Here is a 24,792-nt window from a genome sequence, read left to right as displayed (position 1 = left end):
CCATTCCACGTCCGGAGACTGTCATGCGTATCTCGCTCGTGTCGGCCGCCGCAGCTCTCACGCTGCTCAGCGTTTCGACTTCGCTCAACGCCCAGCGTGCCGACGACCAGATCGACGCGCGCTCGGTCGCATTGCTCGATCGCGGAAAGACGGCGCGCGCCGCCGGTGATCTCGACACCGCCAATGGCCTGATCGAAAGCGCGCTCGCGGTCGATCCGCGTAACCGCGCCGCCTATCTGGTGCTGGCCGAAATCGCCCGCGCGCAGGGCTTGCCGGGCAAGGCGATCCGCTTCTACCGCGAAGCGCTGACGCTCGAGCCGAACGACCAGGCGGCATTGCGCGGGCAGGGCGAAGCGATGGTGCAAAAGGGCGCGGTCGAACGCGCCCGGGAGAATCTCGCGCGGCTGAAGACGCTGTGCGGCAATTGCGCCGAGGCGACGCAGCTGGCCGCCGCGATCGCCAAGGGGCCGCCGGCTACCGCCACGGCGCAGGTGGTTCCGGCAGCCAAGCCGGACGAGGAAAAGAAGAACTAATCGCGTCCCGATTCCGCGTCCGTGGCGGGCATCGCCACGGCGCCGCTCGTTCGCGGCGCGGCATAGCTCAGATCGTGATGGCGACTGGAAGGCCGACCGACCTTTGATGGTCTCCCCTCGGCGCGCATGCGCCGGTCCGCCTCGGTCCAGTCGGGCGCCACCGCATCATCCTGTTCCCAGTGCACGATGCTCGCCTCGTCGCACCAGAGCATCAGCTTCGGCATCGCCTTCAGATGCGCTCCGCTCGTCATATAGCGTCGCATGGCGGCCTGATCTCGCCATAAGGTCATCGTCCAGAAGGTGCGTTCGCGATCGGGGAGCAGCGATCCCGTCAGAAACCCCTCGGCGCGGCCGACCTGAGCGCGGGTGCGTAGCGCCGCGATCGCGAAACCCGGCATGAACCGCCACGATCGAATGCGCAGCCGGGTGATACTCACGAAAACCATAGTGCCTCCGGGAAGCCCGCGTCGCCGCCCGATCCGCTTCAGGCTTCGTCGCCGGGAGCATCGCCCTTTTAGGACAATGCGCGTGCCAGCGCGACAAACTCCGCGACGCTCACTGTCTCGGCGCGTCGCGTCGGATCGATCCCGAGTGCCTCGGCCGCTTCGACCGCGCCCGGAACCGCCTTCAAACTCTGCCGCAGCATCTTGCGCCGCTGGCCGAAGGCGGCGGCGGTCAGCTTCTCCAGCACCTTGAACTTCACCCCCGGCGGTTCGTCGCCGGGCACGATATGCACCACCGCCGACATCACCTTGGGCGGCGGGGTGAACGCGCTGCGGTGGACCGGCATCGCGATCCGCGCGCTGCTGCGCCACTGGGCGAGCACGGCGAGGCGGCCATAATGATCGCTGTCGGTGGTTGCGACGATGCGCTCGGCCACTTCCTTCTGGAACATCAGGGTCAGGCTCGCCCACCACGGCTCCCACTCGGCGGACAGCCAGCCGACCAGCAACGCCGTGCCGACATTGTACGGCAGGTTCGACGCGATATGCGGCTTGCCCGAAAACAGCGCCGGGGCATCGACCTCCAGCGCATCGCCCTCGATCACCTTGAGCTGTCCCGGAAACGCTTCGCCCAGTTCCTCCAGCGCGGGGATACAGCGCCGGTCGCGCTCGACCGCCGTGACCTGCGCGCCGGCACCCAGCAGCGCGCGCGTGAGGCCGCCCGGCCCCGGGCCGACCTCGAACACCTCGGCGCCGTTGAGATCGCCGGGCACCCGCGCGATTCGGTCGAGCAATTGCGAATCGAACAGGAAATTCTGGCCCAACGCCTTGCTGGCGGAGAGCCCGTGTTTCGCAATCACCTCACGCAGCGGCGGCAGCTTGGTCACGCGGGCGCGACCTGTTCGGCGTCATAGGCGGCGCGATGCTCCGCCGCCTGCGCCGCCATGCGGATCGCTGCGATCATCGCGCCCGGCTCGGCCATGTCCTTGCCCGCGATGCCGAACGCGGTGCCATGATCGGGCGAGGTGCGCACGATCGGCAGGCCAAGCGTCAGATTGACTCCCTCGTCGAAATGCAGCGTCTTGAGCGGGATCAGCGCCTGATCGTGGTACAGGCAGATCGCGGCATCATAGGTCGCGCGCGCCCGCGCATGGAACATCGTGTCGCCGGCAAACGGCCCGGTCGCGTCGATCCCCTCGGCGCGCAGCTGTTCGATCGCCGGGATCAGCAGGTCGATCTCCTCGCGCCCGATCGCGCCGCCCTCGCCCGCATGCGGGTTGAGCCCGGCAAAGGCCAGGCGGGGCGCGCTGATCCCGAAATTGCGGGCAAGGCCGCGTGCAGTTGCCCGTGCCTTGGCCAGGATCAAGGGGATCGTGATCGTCGGCGCCACCGCGCTCAGCGCGATGTGCGTCGTCACCGGCACCACGCGCAGCGTCGGCCCGGCCAGCATCATCACGGCATTTTCCGGCGCCACGCCACAGCGTTCGGCGACGAATTCGGTCTGCCCCGGATGGGTGAAGCCAATGGCGTAGAGCTGCGCCTTCGACACCGGCCCGGTGACCAGACCGCCCGCTGTGCCCGATCGCGCCAGCCCCGTCGCCAGCTCCAGGCTGCTCAGCGCGCAGCGCGCCCCCGCGACGTCGGGAACCCCCGGCTGGACGGCGGCAGAGCAATCGACCGGCAGCACCGGCAGCGCGGCGTCAAACGCGCCGCGTGCCTCGTCGGGGCTGCCGATCCGCGCCACCGGCCCGTCCCACACCGCCGCGATCGCGCCGGGCTCACCGACCGCGAAGAACGGGGCAAGCGCATGCAACTCGCGGGCGTGCCACGCCTTGCCGATGATCTCCGGGCCGATCCCTGCCGGATCGCCCATCGCGATCGCGAGCGGACGCAGCGCGCCGCTCACGGCTCAGCGATACTCGACGATCGCGTCGCGGCGCAGATCCTTGAGCAGCCGTGTAGCGCGCAGATTGGTGCGGCGCTCTTCCAGCCCGTTGCGGATCGCGTCGGGCGATGGCCCGGCGGCAGTCTTGGGATCGTCGCGCCCGCACAGCACCAGAGCGCGGATGCCCTCGGACGGTGATCCGAAGGGCGGAGTCGCCTGTCCGACCTGCAGCCCGAGAATCAGGTCCTGCAACTGCGGCGGCAGGTCGCGCGCGACCACCGAATCATTGTCGATGACATCGGCACCCAGCGTCTCGGCCGCCTTGCCGACCGCGCCACAGCCATTGGTGGATTTCAGCACCGCGGCGAATTCGGCGACCTTGGCGGTCGCCTGCGCCTGAGTGATGCCGGCCGGGAATTTGACGGTCAGCTGGCGCAGGCTCAGCTTCGCGTCGCGCGGATCGGGCATGCCGACCTGCCGCTTGTCGACGAGATACAGGATCGAAAAGCCGCCCGGCACCTCAATCGGGCCCGCAACCTGGCCGACCTGCATCTGCTGCGCCGCCTGCGCCAGGGATGCAGGAAGCATTTCGGTGCGGACCCAGCCCAGATCGCCGCCGGTCGATTTGGTCGTCGCTTCGGTGAACTGCGCGAAATATTCGAACGGGCGACCCTGCTGCATCTGCTGGATCATCTGCTGCATGCCCTGGAACACTTCGCCCGCGCGCTCCGGCGGGGCCGAGAGATAGATCTCGCGCAGGTGATATTCGTTGGTGCCCTTCGACGCTTCGATCGTGTCGATGATCTGCTGGATTTCATAATCGCCGACGTTGATGAACGGGCCGACGCTGCGGCGGATCACCGCCTGCCATGCCAGCTCGCCTTCGATCTGGCGGCGGAACGAGCGTTCCGACGATCCCACGTCCTTCAGCCATGCGCGCATCTGATCGGGCGAGCGACCATAGCGGCGCGCAATGCCGGCAAAGCTGCGCTCGATCTGCTCGGCGGCGATCGACACATTTTCCGCCTTGGCGTGCTGTATCTGGATCGTCTCGTCGATCAACAGGCGCAGCACCTGCATGCGCAGCTGATCCTTTTCCGCGTCGGAGAGCTTCCACTGGTTGAGCGCGATCGCCAGGTTGACGCGATGATCGACATCGGTCCGGGTCAGCACATAGCCGTTCACGATGGCCGTGGGCTTGCGCACATTGGGATCTGCCTTGCCGAACAGCTGCAGATTTTCCGGCAGATTGAGGTTCGCCGTGGATGGTACGGCCCCGTCATCGACGGTTTGCGCCGCAATGGCCGTGCTGCCCGCAATACCCAGAACAAGGGCCGCAATCCGGCCGAAACGCGCGACTTTCGTCATCTTCACCTGTGCCTGAAACCTGTTCGATTTTCGTGATCGAGGCCGTCTTACTAGCCAATTGTGCCTGAACTGGGGCTTACGGCCTGTAATCTATCGCCGCAATGGTCATGATTGGGCGCACCCTGATCCTCCCCTCGCGGGGAAGACTTAGCGAATCTTCAACGCCCCAGATTCTTCAGCGCCAGTGTAAACAGGTAGGAATTGCCGCGCCGCGCATCGCCCGTGGTCTGGTAATCGCGCTTCCAGGTCAGGCCGACACGGATGCAATCGTCCTCATATTCGACGCCCAGCCGGTGGCGCACCGGCTCGAACCCGTCGGCGAGCGAGGCCGGGTCTTCCTCGCCATCGGTCAGGTCGACCACCGCCGATCCGAATGCCGACCAGAAGCGGGAAATCTGGACGCGCGCGCCGATCCGCGCTTCCTCGCGGTCCTGCAGATCTTCCAGCGCGAAGGGGATGTTGCGGTTGAGCCGCAAATAGCCAAGCGTGACGAACGTGGTGCGCGATCCGACGGTCGCGTCGATCTCGTTGCGGCGCACGGCGAAATTGTCCTTGTCCACGCGATAGCGGTGCGTGAACGACACGAAGTCGCGATACCGCACCACCGTCCGCCCGACGATGTCCGACAGCCGGTCGTCGAGGCCGGTCCCGCTCGGCAGGATCGTGGGGCGCGCATTCAGGCGATAGCTCTGCCCCACATTCGCCTCGACCGAAATGCCCGGCAGGTACAGCGCATAGTCGACGCCGAACGTGAAGCGCGTCGAATCCTCGAACCGGTCGTAACCCGGGAAGCGGTTGAGCGCGAAGAGGTTCGAATCCTCGAGATCGACCGATCGGGCGTCCTCGTTCGGCACGTCGATATTCTCGATGCGCGGCGCGGCGACGATCTGGAAGCGCGGCGTGATCCGCTGCGTGCCGCCGAACGCGTCCCCGATCAGCGGCCATTTGACGTCCAGCGCGAGCGCACCGATCGCGCGCCCGCGAAAGCCCTCCAGCCCGCGATAGCTCACCACGCTGGTCGCGGCGGTCTGCTGGGTGTTGTACAGGTCGCCGCGGCCATAGGCGGTCAGCGTCACCTCCTGCCCCCAGGCGGTCAGCTTGCGCAGGTCGTAGCGCAGCGAGGCAAAGGCGCGCTGCGTATCCTGTCCCGCGTTGCGCCCGATCGCCAGGCTGTTGGCCTGCAGCTCGAACCGCCCGCCGGCGATCAGGTCCTGGCCAAAGCGCAGTCGATAGTCGATCTCGGGCAGCGCCACAGGCTGCAACCCCTGGCTTTCGGTCGGGCGCAGCGTCTGGACGAACCAGCCGTTGATCGAGAAATAGGAATCGCGGTCGATCCGCTCGACGCGCAGGTTGTTGCGCAGCCGGTCGTCGCTGGAAATATCGTAGCGGCGCAGGAAGGTCCGGTCGCTCGCCAGCCGGACCGATCCGCTCGTGCTCCAGTTTTCGTCGAACTGGTACCGGCCGACCGCGTCGATATAGCCGCGAAATGCATTCTCGCTCGACACGGTGGGGCTGGGCGAAATGAAATCATCGCTGCGCCGGCTATAGGTGCCATAGGCGGTGACGCTGAACGCGCCCTTGTCGAGCAGATGGCGGTATTGCGCCTGGATCATCGGCAGCGCATCGGTGAAGATGTGCGGGGTCAGCGTCAGGTCGCGATTGGGCGCCAGGCTGAAATAATAGGGCAGGGCGACCTCGAACCCGTTGACCGCGTCGTAGCGCAGCTCGGGCGCGAGCAGGCCGCTGGCATTGCCGTCGCCCACCGAATGGGAAAATACCGGCAGCGGCAGGCTGGCGATGCCGAACAGCGACACGCGCGCGCCGGTGTAGCGGATGCGCTGGGTCGCCGGATCATAGACGACGCGGACCGCAGTGATCTTCCACGACGGCTCCTTGGGGCAATTGCCCGAATCGACCACGGCGCAGGGGGTATAGGCGGCGCGATCGACCCGGATCACGCCCCCGGCCTCACGCGTCCCGCGCTCCGCAGCGATGCGCCCGCCCTGCTCCAGCACGACGAGCATGTTCTCGATCGCGCCGTCCTTCAGCGAATCGGTCAGCTCGATCCGGTCCCCATAGGCGGTGTCGCCCTCGGGATTGGTGACCGCGATATTGCCGTTCGCCACCACCTGCCCGGTCTTGCGGTTCCAGATCACCTTGTCGGCGCGCAGCCGGTTGCCGTCGCGGAACAGGCGCACATCGCCGCTCACCGTGACGACATCGCCGTTCGAATCATATTCGGCCAGATCGGCGGAAAACTGGATCTGGTCGGGATCGTCGGGCAGCGGGGTTTCGGACGGCGGCGGCGGTTCGACCGCGCGGTCCTGCAGGTCCTGAACGCCGGTCGCGCCGGCCCCGGGGACCAGACACAGGGCCAGCGGGACGACCCCGGCGAGCAACAGAGCCTTGCGCGTCACGTTTCTCGAAAACCCCTTTGAACCAACACTCGCCCCGCGCAGGGCCGAAGCAGCCCTATCGCACCGCACGGCCCGCTTCGCAATCGCCCGACGTTGCCCCGCTCGGGTGCCGCGCCTAGATAGGCGTGAATCGCGGCCCATCCGAACCGCTAACGCCCACAGGAACAGGAAGCTTCATGCAGGTCATTTTTTCTGCCACCCGCCCCGCCGATACCGCAGTGCTCGCGCTCCCGATCGAAAAGGACGGGCTGGATCGCATGCCCGCAGGCACGCTGGACGATGCGACGCTGGCACTGGTGCGCGGCGCGGCCCGGGCGGGTCGGTTCGAGGGTGAGGCGGGCGGCATCGCCGAAATCTTCGTCCCCGGTGGCGAAGCGGCGAACCGGGTGGTGCTGCTCGGCGTCGGTTCGGGCAGCGAGGCGGACTATGAGCGCGCCGGTGGATCGCTGACCGCGCGCTTCCTGACCTCGGGCGTGACCGCCGTGACGGTCGACTTCGCCGCTCTGGGCGGTGCACCGACCGCGCGCGCCGTCGCGCGCTTCGCCGCGGCCGCGGTGCAGCGCAGCTGGCGCCACGACGTCTATCGCACCAAGCTCAGCGACAAGCAGAAGCCGACGCTCGACACGCTCACCCTCGCCAACGCCCCCGCCGACAGCGACTCAAGCTGGGCAAGCCTCGACGCGGTGACCAAGGGGATGGAACTGACCCGCACGCTGGTGTCGGAGCCGCCGAACATCATCTATCCGGAAAGCTTCGTCGAACGCTGCCGCCACCTTGCGGATCTGGGCGTCGAAATCACCGTGCTCGACCGCGCCGACATGGAAAAGCTCGGCATGGGCGCGCTGCTTGGTGTCGCACAGGGGTCGCGCCGTGAGGCCCGCCTGCTCGCGATGCGTTGGAACGGCAAGGGATCGGGCGACGTCGATGTCGCGCTGGTCGGCAAGGGCGTGACCTTCGACACTGGCGGCATCTCGATCAAGCCCGCCGCCGGCATGGAAGACATGAAGTGGGACATGGGCGGCGCAGGTGCCGTCGCCGGCGCGATGAAGGCGCTCGCGCTGCGCAAGGCCAAGGCGAACGTGATCGGCGTGTGCGGCCTGGTCGAGAACATGCCCGACGGCAATGCGCAGCGTCCGGGTGACGTCGTGACCTCGATGTCGGGCCAGACGATCGAGGTGATCAACACCGACGCCGAGGGCCGCCTCGTCCTGTGCGACGCCATCACCTGGGTGCAGCGCACCCACGGCCCCAAGACGATCGTCGATCTCGCTACCCTGACCGGCGCGATGATCATCGCGCTCGGCAGCGAGCATGGCGGCCTGTTCTCGAACGACGACGGGTTGGCGGAGGAGCTGCTGTCCGCCGGCCGCGCGACCGGCGATCCTCTGTGGCGCTTCCCGCTCGGCGACGCCTACAACAAGCTGATCGACAGCCCGATCGCGGACATGAAGAATGTCGGCCCGCGCGGCGCCGGGTCGATCACCGCGGCGCAGTTCATCCAGCGCTTCGTCGACACCGGCGTGCGCTGGGCGCATCTCGACATCGCCGGTATGGTGTGGGCTGACAAGCCCGGCCCGAATTACGACAAGGGCGCAACCGGCTACGGCGTCCGCCTGCTCGACCGCTATATCCGCGACAATTTCGAGCGGTGATCGGGTGATGCAGGTCGATTTCTACCACCTCACCGCGACCCCGCTGGAGCGCGCGCTCCCGCAGATCGCGGCCAAGGTGGTGGAAACCGGCCAGCGTCTGCTGATCGTCTCCGCCGACGCCGAACAGCGCCGCCGGATCGACCAGCTGCTATGGACCTTCCGCCCCGACAGCTTCCTGCCCCACGCCCAGGCCGGGGCAGGAGACGACAGCCGCCAGCCAGTCCTGATCGGCGAAGCGGTCGCGCCCGGCAACGGCGCGCGCCACGTCGCGCTGATCGACGGGGAATGGCGCGACGAAGCGCTCACCTTCGACCGCGCCTTCCACTTCTTCGGTGAAGACAGCATCGGGGCGGCGCGGATCGCGTGGAAGACCCTCGCCGACCGCGATGGCGTCGAGCGCCGCTACTGGAAACAGGACGAAACCGGCCGCTGGGCACAGGCGGCGTAACCATTCAATCCTCCCCGGAACGGAGAGAGGGACCGCCGCGAAGCGGTGGTGGAGTGGGCCCGGGTCAAGGACTTCGTTTCGCGGAGGGCCCCCTCCGTCAGCGCTGCGCGCTGCCATCTCCCGGTGCTGGGGAGGATTTCATCGCCGCCCGCCCCCTTGCCACCACGCCCGCACCCGACTAGAGGCGCGCGCAATCCCATCCCCCATATGACAGGAGCCGCTCGGCCATGGCCGTGACCCGTACCTTTTCGATCATCAAGCCCGATGCCACCCGCCGCAACCTGACCGGCGCGGTCACCAAGATGCTTGAGGAAGCCGGCCTGCGCGTCGTCGCCAGCAAGCGCATCCACATGACCCGCGAGCAGGCCGAAGGCTTCTACGCGGTCCACAAGGAGCGCCCCTTCTTCGGTGAACTGGTCGAATTCATGATCTCCGGCCCGGTCGTCGTGCAGGTGCTCGAGGGCGAGAACGCCATGCAGCGCAACCGCGACATCATGGGCGCGACCAACCCGGCGAACGCCGAGCCGGGCACGATCCGCGCCGAGCTGGCCGAGTCGATCGAAGCCAACACCGTCCATGGTTCGGACAGCGACGAGAACGCGGCGATCGAAATCGCCTATTTCTTCAAGCCGGAAGAAATCGTCGGCTGATGGAGCCGATCATCGGACCAGACCAAGCGGGCCGGGGGCAACCCCGGCCCGTTTTGCGTCAGTGCCAGATCGCCGACAATGGATAGAGCGCGATCAGCCAGATCAGGCACGCGATCACCACCGGCCGCTTGCGCACGAAAATCGCGATCAGGCTGACCGGGAAGAACGACAGGCTCAGGATCGCGCTGCGCAGGTCGAGCGCGGGGGAAAGCAGCCAGAACACCAGCCCGATCAGGACCGCGTTGCAGAACAACAGCGCGCCCATCACCGTGCGGTAATTGCGCTCGAAATGCGCATCAAGGTCGCTGTCGCGGTCGACCGCGTCGGGAAAGACCAGTGACGCCGCGACATAATAGACCGCCGTCACCAGAAACCCGCCGAACATCACCGGCCAGCTCAGCGGCAGCTGATCGCGCATTGCCCAGCCATACATCCAGAATGTCACCACGTCGCACGACACGAACAGGCCGAGCAGTCCGGTCGACCAGCCGATTGTCCGGATCCCCCGCGCCTTGATCGCGCGCGTCAACCCACCCAGCCCCTCCGCCAGCGCCAGGCCCAGGATCAGCCCGAACAGCGAAAAGATGAACTCGAAACCGCTCACATCATGTCCCCTTGGCCCGGTTCGTCGGGCGCAGGGCGCACCTTGTCAATCCGACGTTCGCGATCCTCTTCCGCGCTCTAGCCGCCCGGCTGTGCCGCCGGCTTGTCCCAAAGCGCATTCAGCCGGGCATCGACGTTCGTGCCCAGCTTGTCCTCGCGCAGGATCAGTCCGCGCAATTTCAGCGATCTCCCGAACAGCCCGGGCTCGATCTCCCACACCAGATCGTAAATCGCGCGTTCCAGCCGCGGCCCGCCCGCGCCGTCGCAGCGGCTTTCGATCAGGACCGGCAGGCGACCCCGGCGCCGATCCGGCCCGCCATCGGTCAGCGTCAGCAAGGGCCTGGCGATCCAGTCGGCCTGAAACGCATGTACCGTCACGGTAAACTGGGGTTCGACCCCCAGCGAAGGCGGAAAGCGGATGTCGGTCGCCTGCAGCGCGCATTCGACCCCCTTGAACGCCAGCGTATCGCCGCCGGCATCGGTCGCGATCAGCCCGACCCGACGGCGGGTCGCCTCGGCCTCTGCCTGCGCCGCCGCCTGTTCGGCAGCGCGCGTCGCGGCGGCATCGCGGCGTTCGGACCAGCCGTTCCAGAATGTCAGCCCCGCGATCACCACGCCGGCCACCGCAACCAGTTCACCGATCGTCAGCCAGCGGCGGCGCACCGCCTGTTTCTCGGCTTTCTCGGCCTGGTCCTCATGTGGGTCGGGTGGCGTCTCGGTCATGCCGTGGTCTTATCCTGTCGATCCAGCGGCGTCACCGCCCCGGCAGCGTGATCGTCGCGCACAGCCCGCCACCGTCGCGGTTCGCCAGCGTGATGTCGCCCCCCGCCTCGCGCACGATCGCGCGCGCCAGCGTCAGGCCGAGGCCCACCCCACCCGTGGTGCGGTTGCGCGAGGGGTCGAGCCGGGTGAAGGGATCGAACACCGCCGCGATCTGCTCCGCCGGAATGCCGGGGCCGCGATCGGCCACCTCGATCCGCACGCCGCCTGTGTCATGGCCCAATTTCACCTCGGCGGCGCCCGCATATTTGATCGCGTTCTCGATCAGGTTGCGCAGCGCGCGGCGCATCAGGGACGGGCGGATGCGGCGGATCAGGCGATGGCCATTCTCATACTCCACCGCCGCGCCCAGATCACGGAAGTCATCGACCACTGCGTCGATCAGCGCCGACAAATCGGTCTCGGTCGGCGGCTCGCTCGGTCGGCCCAGCCGTGCCAGCGACAATATGTCGTCGAGCGTGCGGTTCATCTCGTCGATCGTGTCGGCCATGCGCGCACGGTCCTCGTCATCCTCGACCGATTCGATCCGCACGCGCAGCGCGGCGAGCGGTGTGCGCAGGTCGTGCCCGATCGCGCCGAGCATCTGGTCCTTCTCGTCCAGCATCGCGGTCACGCGGCTGCGCATCAGATTATGCGCGGCGATCACCGCGCGCACGTCACCCGGCCCGCGTTCCTCGATCGGCTCGGGCGCGGCACCGGGGCTGAACCCGCGCGCCGCATCAGCGAGCGAGCGCAACGGCCGGTTTACCCGCGCGCCAACCCACAGCACCGGAACGAGTACAAGGCCATAGATGATCAGCGTCTGCAGGATCAGCCGCCAGATGATGTCGCCATCGCTGCGCGGCCAGGCCGAGGTGAGCACCAGCCAGCCCTTGCCGGGCAGCTCGACCGCGACCATCAGCTCGCCGCCCAGCCGCTTCATGCGTTCGGCCCGCAGCGCGTTCATCCGGGCAAAGCGCGGATCGGTCGGCGACAATTTGCGAACGCCCGTGACGATGCGCCCCACCGGGATCCCGGCCTCGGCGAGCGAGGCGCGGATGCCCTCCTCGACCTCAGGCTTGCTCCGCAGCCCTGCAGGAATGGGATTGGTCGGCTCCAGCCGCAGCCGCGCCCTGCGCTGCTCCGGGGGCTCGCGGAATCGCCCGTCGCGGATGCGCTCGGCGGCATCGACCACGCGAGTGATCGCCGGCGCCGTCACCTGTTCGAAGCGCAGCGAACGCCGCTCGCGCAGGATCAGCGCGAAGTTGATCGCCTGCGCCACGAACAGCGCCAGCGCGACCAGCAGCGCGATCTGCCCGGTCAAGCTGCTGGGGACGAACCGTCTCACAGCTTGGTAACGTCGCTCGCCAGCGTGTAGCCGCCACCCCACACCGTCTTGATCAGCGTCGGGTTCCTGGCATCCGGTTCGATCTTCTTGCGCAGCCGGCTCACCTGATTGTCGATCGCGCGGTCGAACGCCGCCGCCTCGCGCCCCTGGGTCAGGTCGAGCAGCTGGTCGCGCGTCAGCACCGCGCGCGGGCGCATGACGAGCGCGAGCAGCAGGTTATACTCGCCGGTCGACAGCGGCACCGACACGCCCTCGCGGTCGACCAATGCCCGCTCGCCGGTCTTTAGCACCCATCCGGAAAAGGCATAGCTGCCCGTCTCCGGCGCGGCGAGGCGCGTTCCACCCGCCTGCATCCGGCGCAGCACCACCTTGATGCGGGCCGCCAATTCGCGCGGGGAAAAGGGCTTCACCACATAATCGTCCGCGCCCATTTCAAGGCCGACGATGCGGTCGGTTTCCTCGCTCCTGGCGGTCAGCAGGATCACCGGCACTTCGCTGGTCGCGCGGATATGGCGGCACAGGCTCAACCCATCCTCGCCCGGCATCATGATGTCGAGCACGACCAGATCGATCGCGTAGGCCGAGAGCCGCGTCCGCGCGGCTTCCGCATCGGCCACCTGCGTCACGCGAAACCCCTGCTTGGTCAGATATTGCGCCAGCGGCTCGCGGATCGAACGCTCGTCATCGACGAGCAGCAAATGCGGGGTCTCATTGGTCATCTCGTTGGAGTTAGCAGATTCCGTCCGCTCGGGAAGTGCCGGGCGGGCGCGGAGGAGGTCGCTGATCCCGCCCGGCATCGCCGTCACGCGCCCTGGGGGGAGGGCGGGGGCGGCGGTGTGTTTCCGCGGCGCTCGCGCATCTTCTTCACCTTGTCGCGTGCCTTCTCGCGCTGCGCCTGCATTTCGGCCGCGTCGATTTTGCCGTCGCTATTGGTGTCGAGCTTGGCGAAGCGCTGTGCCGACATCGCGTCGAACTCGGCCTTGCTGATCGCGCCGTCCTTGTTGGTGTCGGCCATCATCATGCCTGCGCCGCCAGCGCGACCGCCGTGCATGCCCTTGGCCTTGCCGCCACGGCCTTCGCCGCGCTTGCCCCAGCCCTTGCGGCCTTCACCCGCCTCGACCGTGCCGTCCTTGTCGGCATCCATCCGGGCAAAGCGCGCCTCGACCATCGCGCGGTTCTCCGCCTTGCTGATCAGGCCGTCGCCATTGGTGTCGACGCGCGCAAGCATCCGCTCGCCCATGCCGCCACCACCGCGCCGGCCGCCGCGCATGAAGTCCTGAAGTTCGCCGCCCTTCTTCTCGGCCATCGCGGCGCGTGCGGCCTCGGCACCCGCCTTGCGCTCGTCGGCGCTCAGCTGGCCATCCTTGTTGGTGTCCATCCGGTCGAACCGCGCATCGGCGCGCGCCAGCATTTCGGCCTTGGAAATCGGTTGCTTGGGCGCGGCCGGGGCTTCGCTCTGCATTGCGATTGCGGTGCCAGCGGCGAGCATCGCGCCGATCGCCGCCGTGGTGAGAAGTTTCTTCATACGGGCTCCTGTCACGCGGCAGGGGGCGCCGCAGTGATGCCCTTCTGAACCCCGCCTGTCGCACGCGTTTGTCAGCGCGACAGGAGATTGTCGCAAATTGTGTCGGGTTACCCGAAAATGGCCACGCCCTGCATCCCCTCGGCCACCAGCGTCCCGTCCGCCGACCACATCCGCATCGTCTGGCTCGAATAGCCGCCGCGCGCGCTGTCGGTCTCGGCTTCCAGCAGCCACCAGCCATCGGTCGTGACCGGCGCAGGCTGCAGGACATTGACCTGCCAGGTCAGCGAAGACAGCGGCGTCATCTTCTCGAACAGCTTGAACGCCGCCGGCGGCAGCGCGTCGCCCAGCGCCAGCAGCTCGACCTCCGGGTCCAATCCCGCCCGGTCGATCAGTCGGCCCCAGCGCAGCCACTCGGTCGGCCCAGCCTCCGCCTTCAGGTCGAAGAAGTTGAAATTGCCGGTGAAGAACTCCTTCGGTCCGGTGTACAGCGCGGCATCCGCAGGCGGCGGCGCATGTTCCGCTCGCGCGGTCCCGTCATGGTCGATCGCCGACTCCAGCCGGCTCATGAACACGAAATTGGTGCGCAGCCCCAGCCCCGCCTCACTCACGATATCCGCCTGGATAAACGCCGCATTGCGCCCGCGCCGCAGCTTGGTCGCAGTCACCGCCACCGGCCCGGCGAGCGGCCCGACAAACGCCACCTGCGCCGATCGCAGCGGCGGCAAATCCGCCTCGACCTGCTTCGCCGCCGCCAGCGCCAGCGCCGAGGACAGCCCGCCATAAGCGGTGCGCCCCTGTAGCCAGTTCGCCGGAATCTCGGTCTTAAAGCCCGTCTCGGTGCGCTGCGCCGATGCCAGCAGGTCGATAAGCGAAGTCATGCCGGGCTCTTCTCCTGATAGAGGTCGCGCAATTCGCGCTTCAGCACCTTGCCGATCGCGCTGCGCGGCAATTCGTTGATCGCGATCAGGTCGGACAAGCGCTGAGTCTTGCCCAGGCCAGCATTGACCGCCGCCAAAATCTCGCCCGCCGGGGTCGCATCGGCGGGGACGTAGAAGCCGACCGGCGTCTCCCCCCAATGCTCCGACGGCACGCCCACCACCGCGCAATCGCGCACGCCGGGATGCTGGCGCAACTCCGCCTCCAGATCGCTGGGGTAGATGTTGAACCCGCCGGAGATGATCAGGTCCTTCTTGCGATCCATCAGGATCAGGAAGCCGTCTTCGTCGAACCGCCCGACATCGCCATGGCGGATGAAGCGATTGCCCTGCGGACAATACCACTCCGCGTCCGACGTCGCCTGTTTGCGCCCGTGATAGCCCGACATCATCGCCCCGCTGCGCCCGACCACCTCGCCCATCTCGCCCTGAGCGACCTCGCGGCCATCCTCGTCGATCAGGCGGATGTCGTGCCCCGGCGCGGGCTGCCCGACCGTGTGCAGCTTGTCGGGATGCGCGGTCGCATTGAGGATGCAGGTGCCGCCCCCCTCGGTCATCCCATAATATTCGACCAGCAGCCCGGGCCAGCGCGCAACCACATCGGCCTTGAGCGCGGCGGAGAAGGGCGCGCTGGTACATGTCTTCAACCGAAAACTCGACAGGTCGAAGCTATCGAAATCGGGCAGCGCCATGATCCGCTGATATTGCACCGGCACCAGCATCGCATGCGTCCCGCGATGCCGCTCCGCCGCCTCCAAAAACCCGCGCGCATCGAACTTGCCGAGCAGCACCGCGGTCCCGCCCCAGGCGAGCGTCGGGATGAAGCTGACCAACGTCGTGTTCGAATAGAGCGGTGTCGCGATCATCGTCACCGCATCGGCAAAGCCCGCCGCATCGCCGCGCGCGACATGCGCCCAGCGCATCGCATGCGGCTGCACGATCCCCTTGGGCGTGCCGGTCGTCCCGCTCGAATAGATGATGTTGAACGGGTCCTCGGGCCGCAGTTCGACGGGGGAGGGCGCACGCGCACCCGCCAGCCAGTCCTCCAGCGCCGCGCCCGCATCGGTGCCATCCAGCGCCACCCGCCGCGCCGCCACCGTGCGGTCGCCCAATGTCGCGGCGGCATCGGCGTCGAGGAACACGACCCCCGCACCACTGTCCGCGATCATCGCCGCCATCTGCTCGCCGGTGGAGGAGGGCGCGATCGGCGCCGGAGCCCCGCCTGCCCGGATCGCGCCTAGAAAGATCGCGGCATAATCGACGCCCATCGCCCCGACGATCGCCACCGCCTGCCCGCGCGCCAGCCCGTCGCGCTGCAACGCCGCCGCGATCGCGTCCATCCGCGCATCGAGCTGCGCATAGGTGAGCGCATCGTCGCCATGCACCACCGCCAGCTTGTCGCCACGCTCGCGCGCATGGGCGGCGATCAGCGCGGGGATGGTGCCGAATGGCTGGGTCAGGATTTCCGTCGCTGTCTGCATCCCCACTCCTCGATTCGTATCAACTGCTATGCGAAACCGCCATTGGCTGCCATACGCGATCTTCGAAAAATGACGAGGAGAGGTCGATGCTGTTCTACGATTCGGCGATGCCCGCCCCCAATCCCCGCCGCGTCCGCATCTTCGCGGCGGAAAAGGGGATCACCCTTCCGACCCAGGATGTGTCGATCATGAAGGGCGAGCACAAGAGCGAGGAGTTCAAGGCGATCAACCCGCTCGGCCAGACCCCGGCGTTGCAAACTGACGACGGAATTTGCCTCTCCGAAAGCGTTGCGATCTGCCGCTATCTCGAAGCGCTGCACCCGGAGCCGCCCTTGTTCGGTAGCACCCCGACCGAAATCGCCCAGGTCGAAATGTGGAGCCGCCGCGTCGAACTGCGCCTGATGGTGCCGACCGGCATGATCTGGATCCACACCCACCCCTTCACCGCGCGCGTCGTGCCGCACCAGTATAAGGAGTTCGGCGAGAGCAACCGCACGCTCGTCGACCGCGCCCATGCGCTGTTCGACCAGGCGCTCGGCGAAGCCCCGTACGTCGCAGGCGAGCGCTACACGATGGCCGACATCCTGCTGCTCACCACGATCGACTTCGGCACCTTCATCGGCCTGACGATCGCAGAGGAGCGTGTCCGCCTGAACGACTGGCACCGCCGCGTCACCGCGCGCCCGAGCGCTGCGGCATGACCATGGAGGGCATGGCCGCGATCGTCACCGGCGGCGGCACCGGCATCGGCGCAGCGGTGGTCCGGCGGCTCGCAGAGCGCGGGGTGCGCTGCGTCATCAACTATGCCAACAGCCGCGACGCGGCCGAGGCGCTGGCGGCGGAACTCGGCAACGGATCGATCGCGGTTCAGGCCGACATCGCCGACGACGCCCAGTGCCGCGCGCTCGCCGCTGCAGCGACGGAGGCGTTCGGCCGCGTCGACCTGCTCGTCAACAATGCCGGCAAGACCAAATTCGCCAATCACGAGGATCTGGAGGCGCTGACCGCCGACGATTTCCTCGACATCTACCGGCTCAACACCGTCGCCCCGTTCCAGATGATCCGCGCCTGCGCCCCGGCCATGCGCGCGGGGCCAGCAAGCGCGGTCGTCAACATTGCCTCGGTCGCCGGGGTGTTCGGCAACGGCTCCTCGGTCGCATATGCCGCGTCGAAGGGCGCGCTGGCGACGATGACCAAGAGCCTCGCCCGCGTCCTCGCCCCCGCCATCCGCGTCAACGCCGTCGCGCCGGGCTATGTCGGCACCGGCTGGTTCAGCGAACGGATGACGCCCGAAGCGTTCGACAAGTTCGAAGCCTTCATCGCCAGCCAGACCCCGATGGCGATGGCGGCCCATGCCGAGGATATCGCCGGGCCCATCGTCAACCTTCTCGACCCCGCCAGCCGCGTGATTACCGGAGAGGTCGTGCTGCTCGACGCCGGTGCGCATCTTGATGTGGGATTATCGCGCAGGCCGGGTAAAGGGTAAAGGTGGCCCACAAGAAACTGAACCTGCCGACCAAGATCTGCGTCGCCTGTGCCCGCCCGTTCGCCTGGCGCAAGAAATGGGAACGGGACTGGGAACAAGTGAAGTTCTGTTCCGACCGGTGCCGCACGAAAGGGGCAGCGAATGGCGGATGATTACGACCGGGGCAGACGCGACGGCCTGCGCCTCGCTCTCGAGATTCTCGCAACCGAAGAAGCCAAATGGTTGCCGCTGCTGGGGCAAAGCCCGTCCTGGCGCACCAATCTGGCGCGTGAGACGCGCTACAAGACGCTGCAGGTCGCGCAGACCCGTGTGCAGACCGCGCTCAACCGGCTGCGGCCCGCCGACGATGTGTCCGCCGCCAATGAACTCGCCATCGCGATCGAAAAGGCCGGCCTGTGATCGACTGAACAGGCGTTCCCCTTATTTAGCCCGCTCCCACAAGCGGGCGGGCTAAATAAGACAAGCGGGAGCCGAACTACCCCTTCGTCACCGCCGCAGTCTGGCCGAACAGGATTTTCTTCTGCTCGTCCGTCATCACCGGATTTCCCGACCGCAGTTCCTCGCCCTTGGCATAGGCGCGCACCGTTGCCGGGCGCGCGGCGACCGCCTCGAACCAGCGCTTCACATGCGGGAAATCATCGAGATTCTGGCTCTGCGCTTCATAAGGCACGATCCATGGATAGATCGCCATGTCGGCGATCGAATAATCTTCGCCCCCGACGAAGGGCTTGCCGGCCAACTGCCGGTCGAGCACGCCGTACAGCCGGTTGGTCTCGTCGATATAGCGCTTCTGCGCGTAGGGAATCTGCTCGGGCGCGTAGCGGTTGAAATGGTGGTTCTGCCCCGCCATCGGGCCAAGGCCACCCATCTGCCACATCAGCCACTGCATCTGCACGATCTTGTCGCGCTGCTCGGGGCCAAAGAAATGCTCGGTCTTGTTGGCTAGGTACAGCAGGATCGCCCCGCTCTCGAACACGCTGATCGCTTCGCCGCCATCCACCGGATCATGGTCGATGATCGCCGGCATGCGGTTGTTGGGGGCGATCTTAAGGAAATCGGGCTTGAACTGCTCGCCCTGCCCGATGTTCACCGGCACGATGGAATAGGGGAGGCCGGCCTCCTCCAGGAACAGCGTGATCTTGTGGCCGTTCGGCGTGGGCCAGTAATGCAGGTCGATCATGGGCGCGGGTCTCCAGCGTGAAGCCCCACAAATGGGGTGGCGCGTCGCTTAAGCAACCGGCTCCGCAGCGTGGGGTCGCCGCAGGACGAAGACCAGCACGATCCCCGCCGCGACCGTCGTCAGTACCGCCGCCAGCGCGAACGCCGCGCCCGGAAAGCCATGCTCGGCGCCATAGGCCAAAGTCTGGGTCAGGCTCAGCGGCCCCAGGATCGCGGCGATGCTGGCGATACTCGCCATCCCGCCCTGCAACGCGCCCTGATTGGCGGCGTCGACCCGCCGGCTCAGCATCGCGTTGAGCGCGGGGTAGGCGAGCATCTGCAACGCCCCGAACATCAGGATCACATAGACCTGCCACCCCGCCGTCGCGAAGCCATAGGCGGTGTAGGCAAGCGTGCCGACGATCAGGCCGATCATCAGCGTCTTGGCCTCGCCCAGCGCGGCGATTGCGCGCCCGGTCACGAAAATCTGCGTCAGCGCCATCGCCGTGCCCGACGCCGCCAGCGACCAGCCGATCGCACGGCTGTCCCAGCCATGCGCTAGCTCGGCATAAAAGGCCCAGGTCGCGGGGTACACCTGATGCGCCAGCTGCCAGATGAACGCGACGGCGAGCAGCGGCAGCGCCCCCGTCATCGCGAACAACGGGCGAAAGGTGCCGAGCGGATTGGCGCGCTTCCAGTCGAACTGGCGCCGGTTCTCGGGCGCGAGTGTCTCGGGCAGGATGAAGAAGATCCAGGTCGCGTTGATCGCCGCCAGTGCGGCCGCGACCATGAACGGCGTGCGCGGCCCGAAATCGGCGAGCAGCCCGCCAATCGCCGGGCCGACGACGAACCCGATCCCGAACGCCGCGCCCATCAGGCCGAATGTCGCGCCGCGCTTCTCGGGCGGGGTCACGTCCGCCAGAATCGCATTGGCCGGGCCATAGACTGCGCCCGCAATCCCCGCGACCAGCCGCCCGGCGAACAGCCACGCGATCGTCGGCGCAAACGCCATCAGCGCATAATCGACGGCAAAGATCAGCATCGCCGCCAGGATCACCGGCCGCCGCCCAAAACGGTCGCCCAGATTGCCCAGGATCGGCGCGGCAAAGAAATGCGCCAGCGCGAACACGATCGCCAGCGCCCCGCCGATCCGCGTCGCATCGGTCAGCGTCGCCCCGCTCAGCTCGACGATCAGCGTCGGCAGCACGGGAATCACGATTCCGAACCCGATCGCATCGATCAGCACCGCCGCCAGCGCGATCGGAACCGCGCGATGTCCGAACTTCATGCCCCTGTCCCCCGTTCGACCCGCTTTTAGGACCGATCAGGGTCAGACGAAAGCGCAACCACCAAACCCGATCGTCGCCCCGGGCTTGACCCGGGGCAGGGCTTCTTCCGGGGCAAGGAGAAGGCAGCTCAGCCCCGGTCAAGCCTTGGGCGATAACAAGGGGCAAGCGGCGCTCGCTGCGCCGACCGCGTGCCGTTTGCATCGTTCGCGCTGTGCAAATGTCCTCCGGGCCGTGCGACGAATGACGCGAAGTTCCGCGACATGCTCACCTCATTCGCCATTCTCCCACAACCGCTTGACGTAGCGTCATCCATACCGCACCTTCTAAACAGCCGCAGCAGACGGTGTAGGAGGGATGAGATGGCGACGACGCTTGGTGGAACCGTGCCGGTCGAACGGGCGCGCGTGTCTGGGACCCCGCCGATCACGCTGCGCACCCGGGTCAGCTATGGCACTGGCGCGATCGCCAACGGGATCAAGAACGCCGCTTTCACCACCTATCTGCTGTTTTTCTACAGCCAGATCATCGGGGTGCCGGCCGGGATCGTCTCCGCCGCGGTCGCGCTGACCTTGCTGGTCGATGCCGTCGCGGATCCGCTGATCGGGCGCTGGTCCGACCTGACGCGCAGCCGCTGGGGCCGCCGCCACCCGTTCATCTACGGCGCCGCGCTCCCGACCGCCCTGTTCTTCCTGCTCGCCTGGTTCCCGCCCGCGGGGATGAGCGATCTGCAGATGGGCGTCTGGATCTTCGTCACCGCGTCGCTCACCCGCGTATCGATCAGCGCGTTCGAGATCGCGACCTCGGCAATGACGCCCGAGATGACCGATGATTATCGCGAGCGGACGCGTCTGTTCTCGCTGCGCTGGTGGTTCGGCTATGCCGGCACCTATGGCTTCACCACGCTCTGCCTGCTGACCTTCTTTGCCGCGACCCCGGAATATCCGCGCGGCCAGCTCAATCCCGATGGCTATCCCGGCTTTGCCATTGCCGGCGCCCTGACCATCCTGGTCGTGATCCTGATCTGCGGCATCGGCACGCACAACCGCATCCCCTATCTGCGCCAGGCCGAGGTCCGGGTCGAGCGCACCCCGCTGCTCGGCCATCTGCGCGAAATGGGGAGTGCACTGCGCAACCGCGCGTTTCTGTCGATTTTCGGGTTCGGCGTGCTCAAATATTCCGCGATCGGCCTCTACAGCGCGACCAATTTGTTCTTCGGCACCTATCTGTTCGAACTCAACGCGACCCAGCTCGCTATCCTGACCATCGACAGCCTGGTCGCCGCGACCATCGCCGCGCCGCTCGCCCCGGTCATGTCGGCCTGGATCGGCAAGCGGGCGAGTTCGATGCTGTTCGCCGTGGTCGGCGTCGCGATCGGCCTGTCGCCGCTGCTGCTGTCCTATTTCGGCTGGTTCTTCGTGCCCGGCGACGCGCTGCTGGTGCCGACCCTGTTCGCGATCGGGGCGCTCTATGGCGCGATGGTCGCCATCTCGCTGATCAACACCAGCTCGATGCTTGCCGACGTGGTCGAGGACAGCGCCGTGACGACCGGCCGGCACGAGGCGGGGATCTTCTTCGCCGCGTCCAGCTTCATGCAGCAATGCTCGACCGCGATCGGCATCTTCCTCGCCGGCCGGCTGCTGGTCTGGTCGGATTTCCCCGCCAAGCCCGCGCCGGGGCAGGTGAGCGAGGAGGCGGTCCGCAGCCTCGTCATCCACTATATCCCCTGCTCGATCGGGCTGTGGACGCTCGGTGCGCTGATCCTGCTCTTCTACCCGATCACCCGCGCCAAGCACGAAGCCAATGTCGCCGCCCTGCGTGCTCGCGAGGCCGAGGCGCGGTCGCTCGAGATGGACAATTCCGCCCTGCTCGGCCCCGTGCGGTAATTACGGGGTATTGACGGGCATCAAGCCATACCGCAAATTCAAATTGAATGTCGTGGGAGTCGCTTTGACGGTGCATGCAAACGGCCCAAAGCCAAGAGGCTGGAAATGGTCGAAAGCGAACATGTCGAGGAAATTCGCACAGAGTGAACACAAGCGAACATGTCGCCGAAGAATGCGCCGTGGATCCGCAGCCCGTTGTGAATTTTGAGGAGAGAAGATGTCTGTAATGGAGGATGTAAGGGTCGATCTCGACACCTTCCGCACCGAAGTCCGCGACTGGCTCGCGGCCAACTTCCCCGCCTCGCTCAAGGGCAAGGACAACAGCATGTCGGCGGTCGAGGGGCCGACCAACGAGACCCCCGAACAGGCCGCGTGGCGCAAGGCGATGGGCGAAAAGGGCTGGGGCGTTCCGACCTGGCCTGCCGAATATGGAGGCGGTGGCCTGAGTCGCGCGCAGGCGAAGGTGCTGCAGGAGGAAATGGCGCGCGTGGGCGCATGGAATCCGATCGGCGGCATGGGCGTGATGATGTTCGGCCCGACGCTGCTGGAATATGGCAATGAGGCGCAGAAGCGCGAACATATCCCGGCGATCGCCAAGGGCGAAGTGCGCTGGTGCCAGGGCTATTCCGAGCCCAATGCCGGCTCCGACCTTGCCAACCTCCAGACCTTTGCCGAGGACAAGGGCGACCATTATGTCGTCAACGGGCAAAAGACCTGGACCAGCGGCGGGCAATGGGCCCACAAATGCTTCTGCCTCGTTCGCACCGACAAGACCCAGAAACAGGGCGGCATCACCTTCCTGCTGATCGACATGGACGCGCCCGGGGTCGAGGTGAAGCCGATCCAGATGATCAGCGGCATGTCGCCCTTTTGCGAAACCTTCTTCACCAATGTGAAGGTGCCCAAGGAAAACCGCGTCGGTGAGGAAGGGCAGGGCTGGACCATCGGCAAGCGCCTGCTCCAGCATGAGCGCACCAATTTGTCGGGCGGCGGCTCCGCCTTCCGCATGTCGGGCCCGTCGCTGGCGGACATCGCCAAGAAATATGTCGGCGTCGATGCCGAGGGGCGGATCGCTAACCCCGATCTGCGCGCGCGCATTGCCAAGTTCGAGATGGACTGGCGCGCTTTCCTGCTCACCGCGATGCGCGTGCAGGCGGAGAGCAAGGCGGTGGGCGGCGTGTCCGAAGTGTCGTCGATCCTCAAAACGCTCGGCACCAAGCTGGGCCAGGAACGCGCCGAATTGCTGATCGAGATCCAGGGGATGGAAGGGCTCGGCTGGGAGGGCGAGGGCTTTACCGAAGCGCAGATCCATGGCGTGCGCGCCTGGCTCTTCGGCAAGGCGACGACCATTTATGGCGGCTCGACCGAAATCCAGAACAACGTGATCGCCAAGCGCATCCTGGGGATGCTCGATCATCAATAGCTGAACGTCACCCCAGCAAAAGCTGGGGTCTTTCTCCACATGGGTTTCCCTCGCCGCGCGAGATCCCAGCTTTCGCTGGGATGACGGCCTAGATGGGACGGACGTAAAGGACTGAAAATGGCCGTTCTGACCGAAGAACAGACGATGCTGCGCGACATGGCGCGCGATTGGGCGACCAACGAGAGCCCAGTCACCGCATGGCGCAAGATCCGCAACGCCAATGATGCGACGGGATACGACCCCGCCGCCTATGCGACGATGGCCGAAATGGGCTGGACCGGGGTGATCATCCCCGAAGCGCATGGCGGCAGCGATTTCGGGTGGCTAAGCCTGGGGCTGGTGATCGAGGAACTGGGCAAGACGCTGGCCGCCAGCCCGATCGCGGCGTCGGCAGCCGCGGCCTCCGCGATCCTGCTGGGTGGGAGCGACGCGCAGAAGGAGAAGTATCTGCCGCGCATCGCGAGTGGCGAACTGGTCGCGACGCTCGCGGTGGACGAAGGGCCGCGGCACGATCCGGCGGCGATTGCCGCGACGGTAGAGGGCGGCAAGCTCAGCGGCACCAAGGCGTTCGTCGCCGAGGGCGACAGCGCCGGGCTGTTCGTCGTCGCCGCGACCGATGGCCTGTACCTGGTCGAGGCAGGGGAGGGAGTGACCGTTTCGCGCCGCCATCTGGTCGATTTCCGCAGCCATGCGCAGGTGACGTTCGATGGCGCGCCCGCCGACAAGCTGGCGGCGGGCGGCACCGATCTGCTCGACGCGGTGCTCGATCGCGCTGCCGTGCTGACCGCTGCCGAGATGCTGGGCATGGCGGGGCAGGCGTTCGACACCACGCTCGCCTATCTCAAGCAGCGGGTGCAGTTCGGGCAAATCCTCGCGACCTTCCAGGCGCTGCAGCACCGCATGGCGAACCTGTTCAGCGAGATCGAGCAGATGCGCTCGGCGGTCGAGGCGGGGCTCGCCGCGATCGACCGGGGCGGCGATGTCCGGCAGGCGGCATCGCTGGCCAAGGGCAAGGCGAACGAGATCGGTCACCTGATGAGCCGCGAGCTGATCCAGCTGCACGGCGGCATCGGCATGACGGACGAATATGATGCCGGTTTCTACCTCAAGCGGATGCGCGTGCTCGAGCAGATGTGGGGCAACACCGCCTATCATCGCGACCGTTTCGCGCGGCTGAGCGGGTTTTAAGTCGTATCGTCATCCAGCCCTTGGACTCCCCTTCCTGACAGGGAGGCGAGGAAGGCAAGGGATCGCGTTTGACCAAATCGGTCCATTCCCCCCTCCCGCTTGCGGGAGGGGCCGGTGGAGGGCGTGTCATCTCGGGCCCGTCGTTTGCAGACCGACCCTCCCCTAACCCCTTCCCTTAAGCGGAAGGGTCCAATGTCCGCAGTCGCGCCAACGCTCTTTTCGCATCTGCGGTATAAGATCGTCGGTTTAGAAGATCGGTTCAACATACCCACGCGTATTTCTACAGTAGCCGATGGGGCGTGCTTTTCCCGTTACACT

General features: G+C 66.8%; 25 protein-coding genes. 11 read left to right on the top strand and 14 right to left on the bottom strand.

Features of this window, described 5'->3' with window-relative positions; all coding sequences use genetic code 11:
- The first annotated feature begins 23 nt into the window (after positions 1 to 23).
- The gene (locus tag ACO05N_RS00725) at positions 24 to 533 is read left to right on the top strand and encodes a tetratricopeptide repeat protein (protein WP_422055290.1); all 510 of its coding nucleotides are present in this window, start codon (positions 24 to 26) and stop codon (positions 531 to 533) included.
- Here ACO05N_RS00725 and ACO05N_RS00720 read toward each other — a convergent pair.
- The 5 genes from ACO05N_RS00720 to ACO05N_RS00700 all read right to left on the bottom strand — a co-directional run bounded on the left by ACO05N_RS00720 (position 530) and on the right by ACO05N_RS00700 (position 6,646).
- Complete coding sequence (locus ACO05N_RS00720) at positions 530 to 979, bottom strand: antibiotic biosynthesis monooxygenase (protein ID WP_422055289.1); 450 nt, start codon at positions 977 to 979, stop codon at positions 530 to 532. The genes ACO05N_RS00725 and ACO05N_RS00720 overlap by 4 nt on opposite strands.
- A 68-nt stretch (positions 980 to 1,047) precedes the next feature.
- A complete protein-coding gene (gene rsmA, locus ACO05N_RS00715) occupies positions 1,048 to 1,863 on the bottom strand; it encodes a 16S rRNA (adenine(1518)-N(6)/adenine(1519)-N(6))-dimethyltransferase RsmA (RefSeq protein ID WP_422055288.1) in 816 nt (271 codons plus the stop codon).
- Positions 1,860 to 2,882: a 4-hydroxythreonine-4-phosphate dehydrogenase PdxA gene (gene pdxA, locus ACO05N_RS00710; protein ID WP_422055287.1), complete on the bottom strand. Its 1,023-nt coding sequence runs from the start codon at positions 2,880 to 2,882 to the stop codon at positions 1,860 to 1,862. The genes rsmA and pdxA overlap by 4 nt, the downstream gene beginning before the upstream one ends.
- Positions 2,883 to 2,885: 3 nt before the next feature.
- Complete coding sequence (locus ACO05N_RS00705) at positions 2,886 to 4,229, bottom strand: peptidylprolyl isomerase (protein WP_422055286.1); 1,344 nt, start codon at positions 4,227 to 4,229, stop codon at positions 2,886 to 2,888.
- Positions 4,230 to 4,387: 158 nt separating this feature from the next.
- The gene (locus ACO05N_RS00700; protein ID WP_422055285.1) at positions 4,388 to 6,646 is read right to left on the bottom strand and encodes an LPS-assembly protein LptD; all 2,259 of its coding nucleotides are present in this window, start codon (positions 6,644 to 6,646) and stop codon (positions 4,388 to 4,390) included.
- A 176-nt stretch (positions 6,647 to 6,822) separates the two neighbouring features.
- On the opposite strand from ACO05N_RS00700, the gene ACO05N_RS00695 reads away from it, so the two are divergent.
- From ACO05N_RS00695 to ndk, 3 genes are all read left to right on the top strand, one after another.
- Positions 6,823 to 8,298, top strand: coding sequence for a leucyl aminopeptidase (locus tag ACO05N_RS00695; RefSeq protein ID WP_422055284.1), 1,476 nt, complete (start codon positions 6,823 to 6,825; stop codon positions 8,296 to 8,298).
- A gap of 7 nt (positions 8,299 to 8,305) precedes the next feature.
- On the top strand, positions 8,306 to 8,746 hold the full coding sequence (locus ACO05N_RS00690; protein WP_422055283.1) for a DNA polymerase III subunit chi: 441 nt from the start codon (positions 8,306 to 8,308) through the stop codon (positions 8,744 to 8,746).
- 227 nt (positions 8,747 to 8,973) lie between these two features.
- On the top strand, positions 8,974 to 9,396 hold the full coding sequence (gene ndk, locus ACO05N_RS00685) for a nucleoside-diphosphate kinase (protein WP_257845413.1): 423 nt from the start codon (positions 8,974 to 8,976) through the stop codon (positions 9,394 to 9,396).
- Positions 9,397 to 9,454: 58 nt separating this feature from the next.
- On the opposite strand, the gene ACO05N_RS00680 is transcribed toward ndk, so the two are convergent.
- The 7 genes from ACO05N_RS00680 to ACO05N_RS00650 form a co-directional block, all read right to left on the bottom strand.
- On the bottom strand, positions 9,455 to 10,000 hold the full coding sequence (locus tag ACO05N_RS00680) for a hypothetical protein (protein WP_422055282.1): 546 nt from the start codon (positions 9,998 to 10,000) through the stop codon (positions 9,455 to 9,457).
- Between the two features lie 77 nt (positions 10,001 to 10,077).
- Positions 10,078 to 10,722 carry a hypothetical protein gene (locus tag ACO05N_RS00675; protein ID WP_422055281.1) on the bottom strand — a complete coding sequence of 215 codons (645 nt, stop codon included), beginning with the start codon at positions 10,720 to 10,722 and terminating at the stop codon, positions 10,078 to 10,080.
- 31 nt (positions 10,723 to 10,753) lie between these two features.
- Positions 10,754 to 12,106, bottom strand: a complete 1,353-nt coding sequence (locus ACO05N_RS00670) for a sensor histidine kinase (protein ID WP_422055280.1) — start codon at positions 12,104 to 12,106, stop codon at positions 10,754 to 10,756.
- Entirely contained in the window at positions 12,103 to 12,825 is a 723-nt protein-coding gene (locus tag ACO05N_RS00665) for a response regulator (protein WP_422055279.1), read from the bottom strand. Before ACO05N_RS00665 ends, ACO05N_RS00670 begins: the two co-directional genes overlap by 4 nt.
- A gap of 83 nt (positions 12,826 to 12,908) precedes the next feature.
- Positions 12,909 to 13,631, bottom strand: coding sequence for a hypothetical protein (locus ACO05N_RS00660; RefSeq protein ID WP_422055278.1), 723 nt, complete (start codon positions 13,629 to 13,631; stop codon positions 12,909 to 12,911).
- Between the two features lie 107 nt (positions 13,632 to 13,738).
- On the bottom strand, positions 13,739 to 14,509 hold the full coding sequence (locus ACO05N_RS00655) for a thioesterase family protein (RefSeq protein ID WP_422055277.1): 771 nt from the start codon (positions 14,507 to 14,509) through the stop codon (positions 13,739 to 13,741).
- The gene (locus ACO05N_RS00650) at positions 14,506 to 16,047 is read right to left on the bottom strand and encodes a class I adenylate-forming enzyme family protein (protein ID WP_422055276.1); all 1,542 of its coding nucleotides are present in this window, start codon (positions 16,045 to 16,047) and stop codon (positions 14,506 to 14,508) included. Before ACO05N_RS00650 ends, ACO05N_RS00655 begins: the two co-directional genes overlap by 4 nt.
- Positions 16,048 to 16,133: 86 nt before the next feature.
- Between ACO05N_RS00650 and ACO05N_RS00645 the strand changes: the two genes are divergently transcribed.
- From ACO05N_RS00645 to ACO05N_RS00630, 4 genes are read left to right on the top strand one after another with little or no spacing between them, the layout of a single operon-like run.
- The gene (locus ACO05N_RS00645) at positions 16,134 to 16,748 is read left to right on the top strand and encodes a glutathione S-transferase family protein (protein WP_422055275.1); all 615 of its coding nucleotides are present in this window, start codon (positions 16,134 to 16,136) and stop codon (positions 16,746 to 16,748) included.
- Positions 16,745 to 17,533, top strand: coding sequence for an SDR family NAD(P)-dependent oxidoreductase (locus ACO05N_RS00640; RefSeq protein WP_422055274.1), 789 nt, complete (start codon positions 16,745 to 16,747; stop codon positions 17,531 to 17,533). Before ACO05N_RS00645 ends, ACO05N_RS00640 begins: the two co-directional genes overlap by 4 nt.
- A 2-nt stretch (positions 17,534 to 17,535) precedes the next feature.
- Positions 17,536 to 17,685: a DUF2256 domain-containing protein gene (locus ACO05N_RS00635; RefSeq protein WP_422055273.1), complete on the top strand. Its 150-nt coding sequence runs from the start codon at positions 17,536 to 17,538 to the stop codon at positions 17,683 to 17,685.
- The gene (locus tag ACO05N_RS00630; protein ID WP_422055272.1) at positions 17,675 to 17,932 is read left to right on the top strand and encodes a hypothetical protein; all 258 of its coding nucleotides are present in this window, start codon (positions 17,675 to 17,677) and stop codon (positions 17,930 to 17,932) included. Before ACO05N_RS00635 ends, ACO05N_RS00630 begins: the two co-directional genes overlap by 11 nt.
- Positions 17,933 to 18,008: 76 nt before the next feature.
- Here ACO05N_RS00630 and ACO05N_RS00625 read toward each other — a convergent pair whose 3' ends face one another.
- Complete coding sequence (locus ACO05N_RS00625; protein ID WP_422055271.1) at positions 18,009 to 18,713, bottom strand: glutathione binding-like protein; 705 nt, start codon at positions 18,711 to 18,713, stop codon at positions 18,009 to 18,011.
- A gap of 48 nt (positions 18,714 to 18,761) precedes the next feature.
- Positions 18,762 to 19,979, bottom strand: a complete 1,218-nt coding sequence (locus tag ACO05N_RS00620; RefSeq protein ID WP_422055270.1) for a TCR/Tet family MFS transporter — start codon at positions 19,977 to 19,979, stop codon at positions 18,762 to 18,764.
- Between the two features lie 360 nt (positions 19,980 to 20,339).
- Between ACO05N_RS00620 and ACO05N_RS00615 the strand changes: the two genes are divergently transcribed.
- From ACO05N_RS00615 to ACO05N_RS00605, 3 genes are all read left to right on the top strand, one after another.
- On the top strand, positions 20,340 to 21,863 hold the full coding sequence (locus ACO05N_RS00615; RefSeq protein WP_422055269.1) for an MFS transporter: 1,524 nt from the start codon (positions 20,340 to 20,342) through the stop codon (positions 21,861 to 21,863).
- Positions 21,864 to 22,080: 217 nt separating this feature from the next.
- Positions 22,081 to 23,286: an acyl-CoA dehydrogenase family protein gene (locus ACO05N_RS00610; protein ID WP_422055268.1), complete on the top strand. Its 1,206-nt coding sequence runs from the start codon at positions 22,081 to 22,083 to the stop codon at positions 23,284 to 23,286.
- Positions 23,287 to 23,403: 117 nt separating this feature from the next.
- Positions 23,404 to 24,474: an acyl-CoA dehydrogenase family protein gene (locus ACO05N_RS00605; protein ID WP_422055267.1), complete on the top strand. Its 1,071-nt coding sequence runs from the start codon at positions 23,404 to 23,406 to the stop codon at positions 24,472 to 24,474.
- Positions 24,475 to 24,792: the final 318 nt, after the last annotated feature.

It is taken from the genome of Sphingomonas sp. (assembly GCF_965227385.1).
Classification (GTDB): Bacteria; Pseudomonadota; Alphaproteobacteria; order Sphingomonadales; family Sphingomonadaceae; genus Sphingomonas.
Note: the sequence above shows the minus strand (reverse complement) of the source record. Positions and strands in the feature narration are given on the sequence as shown.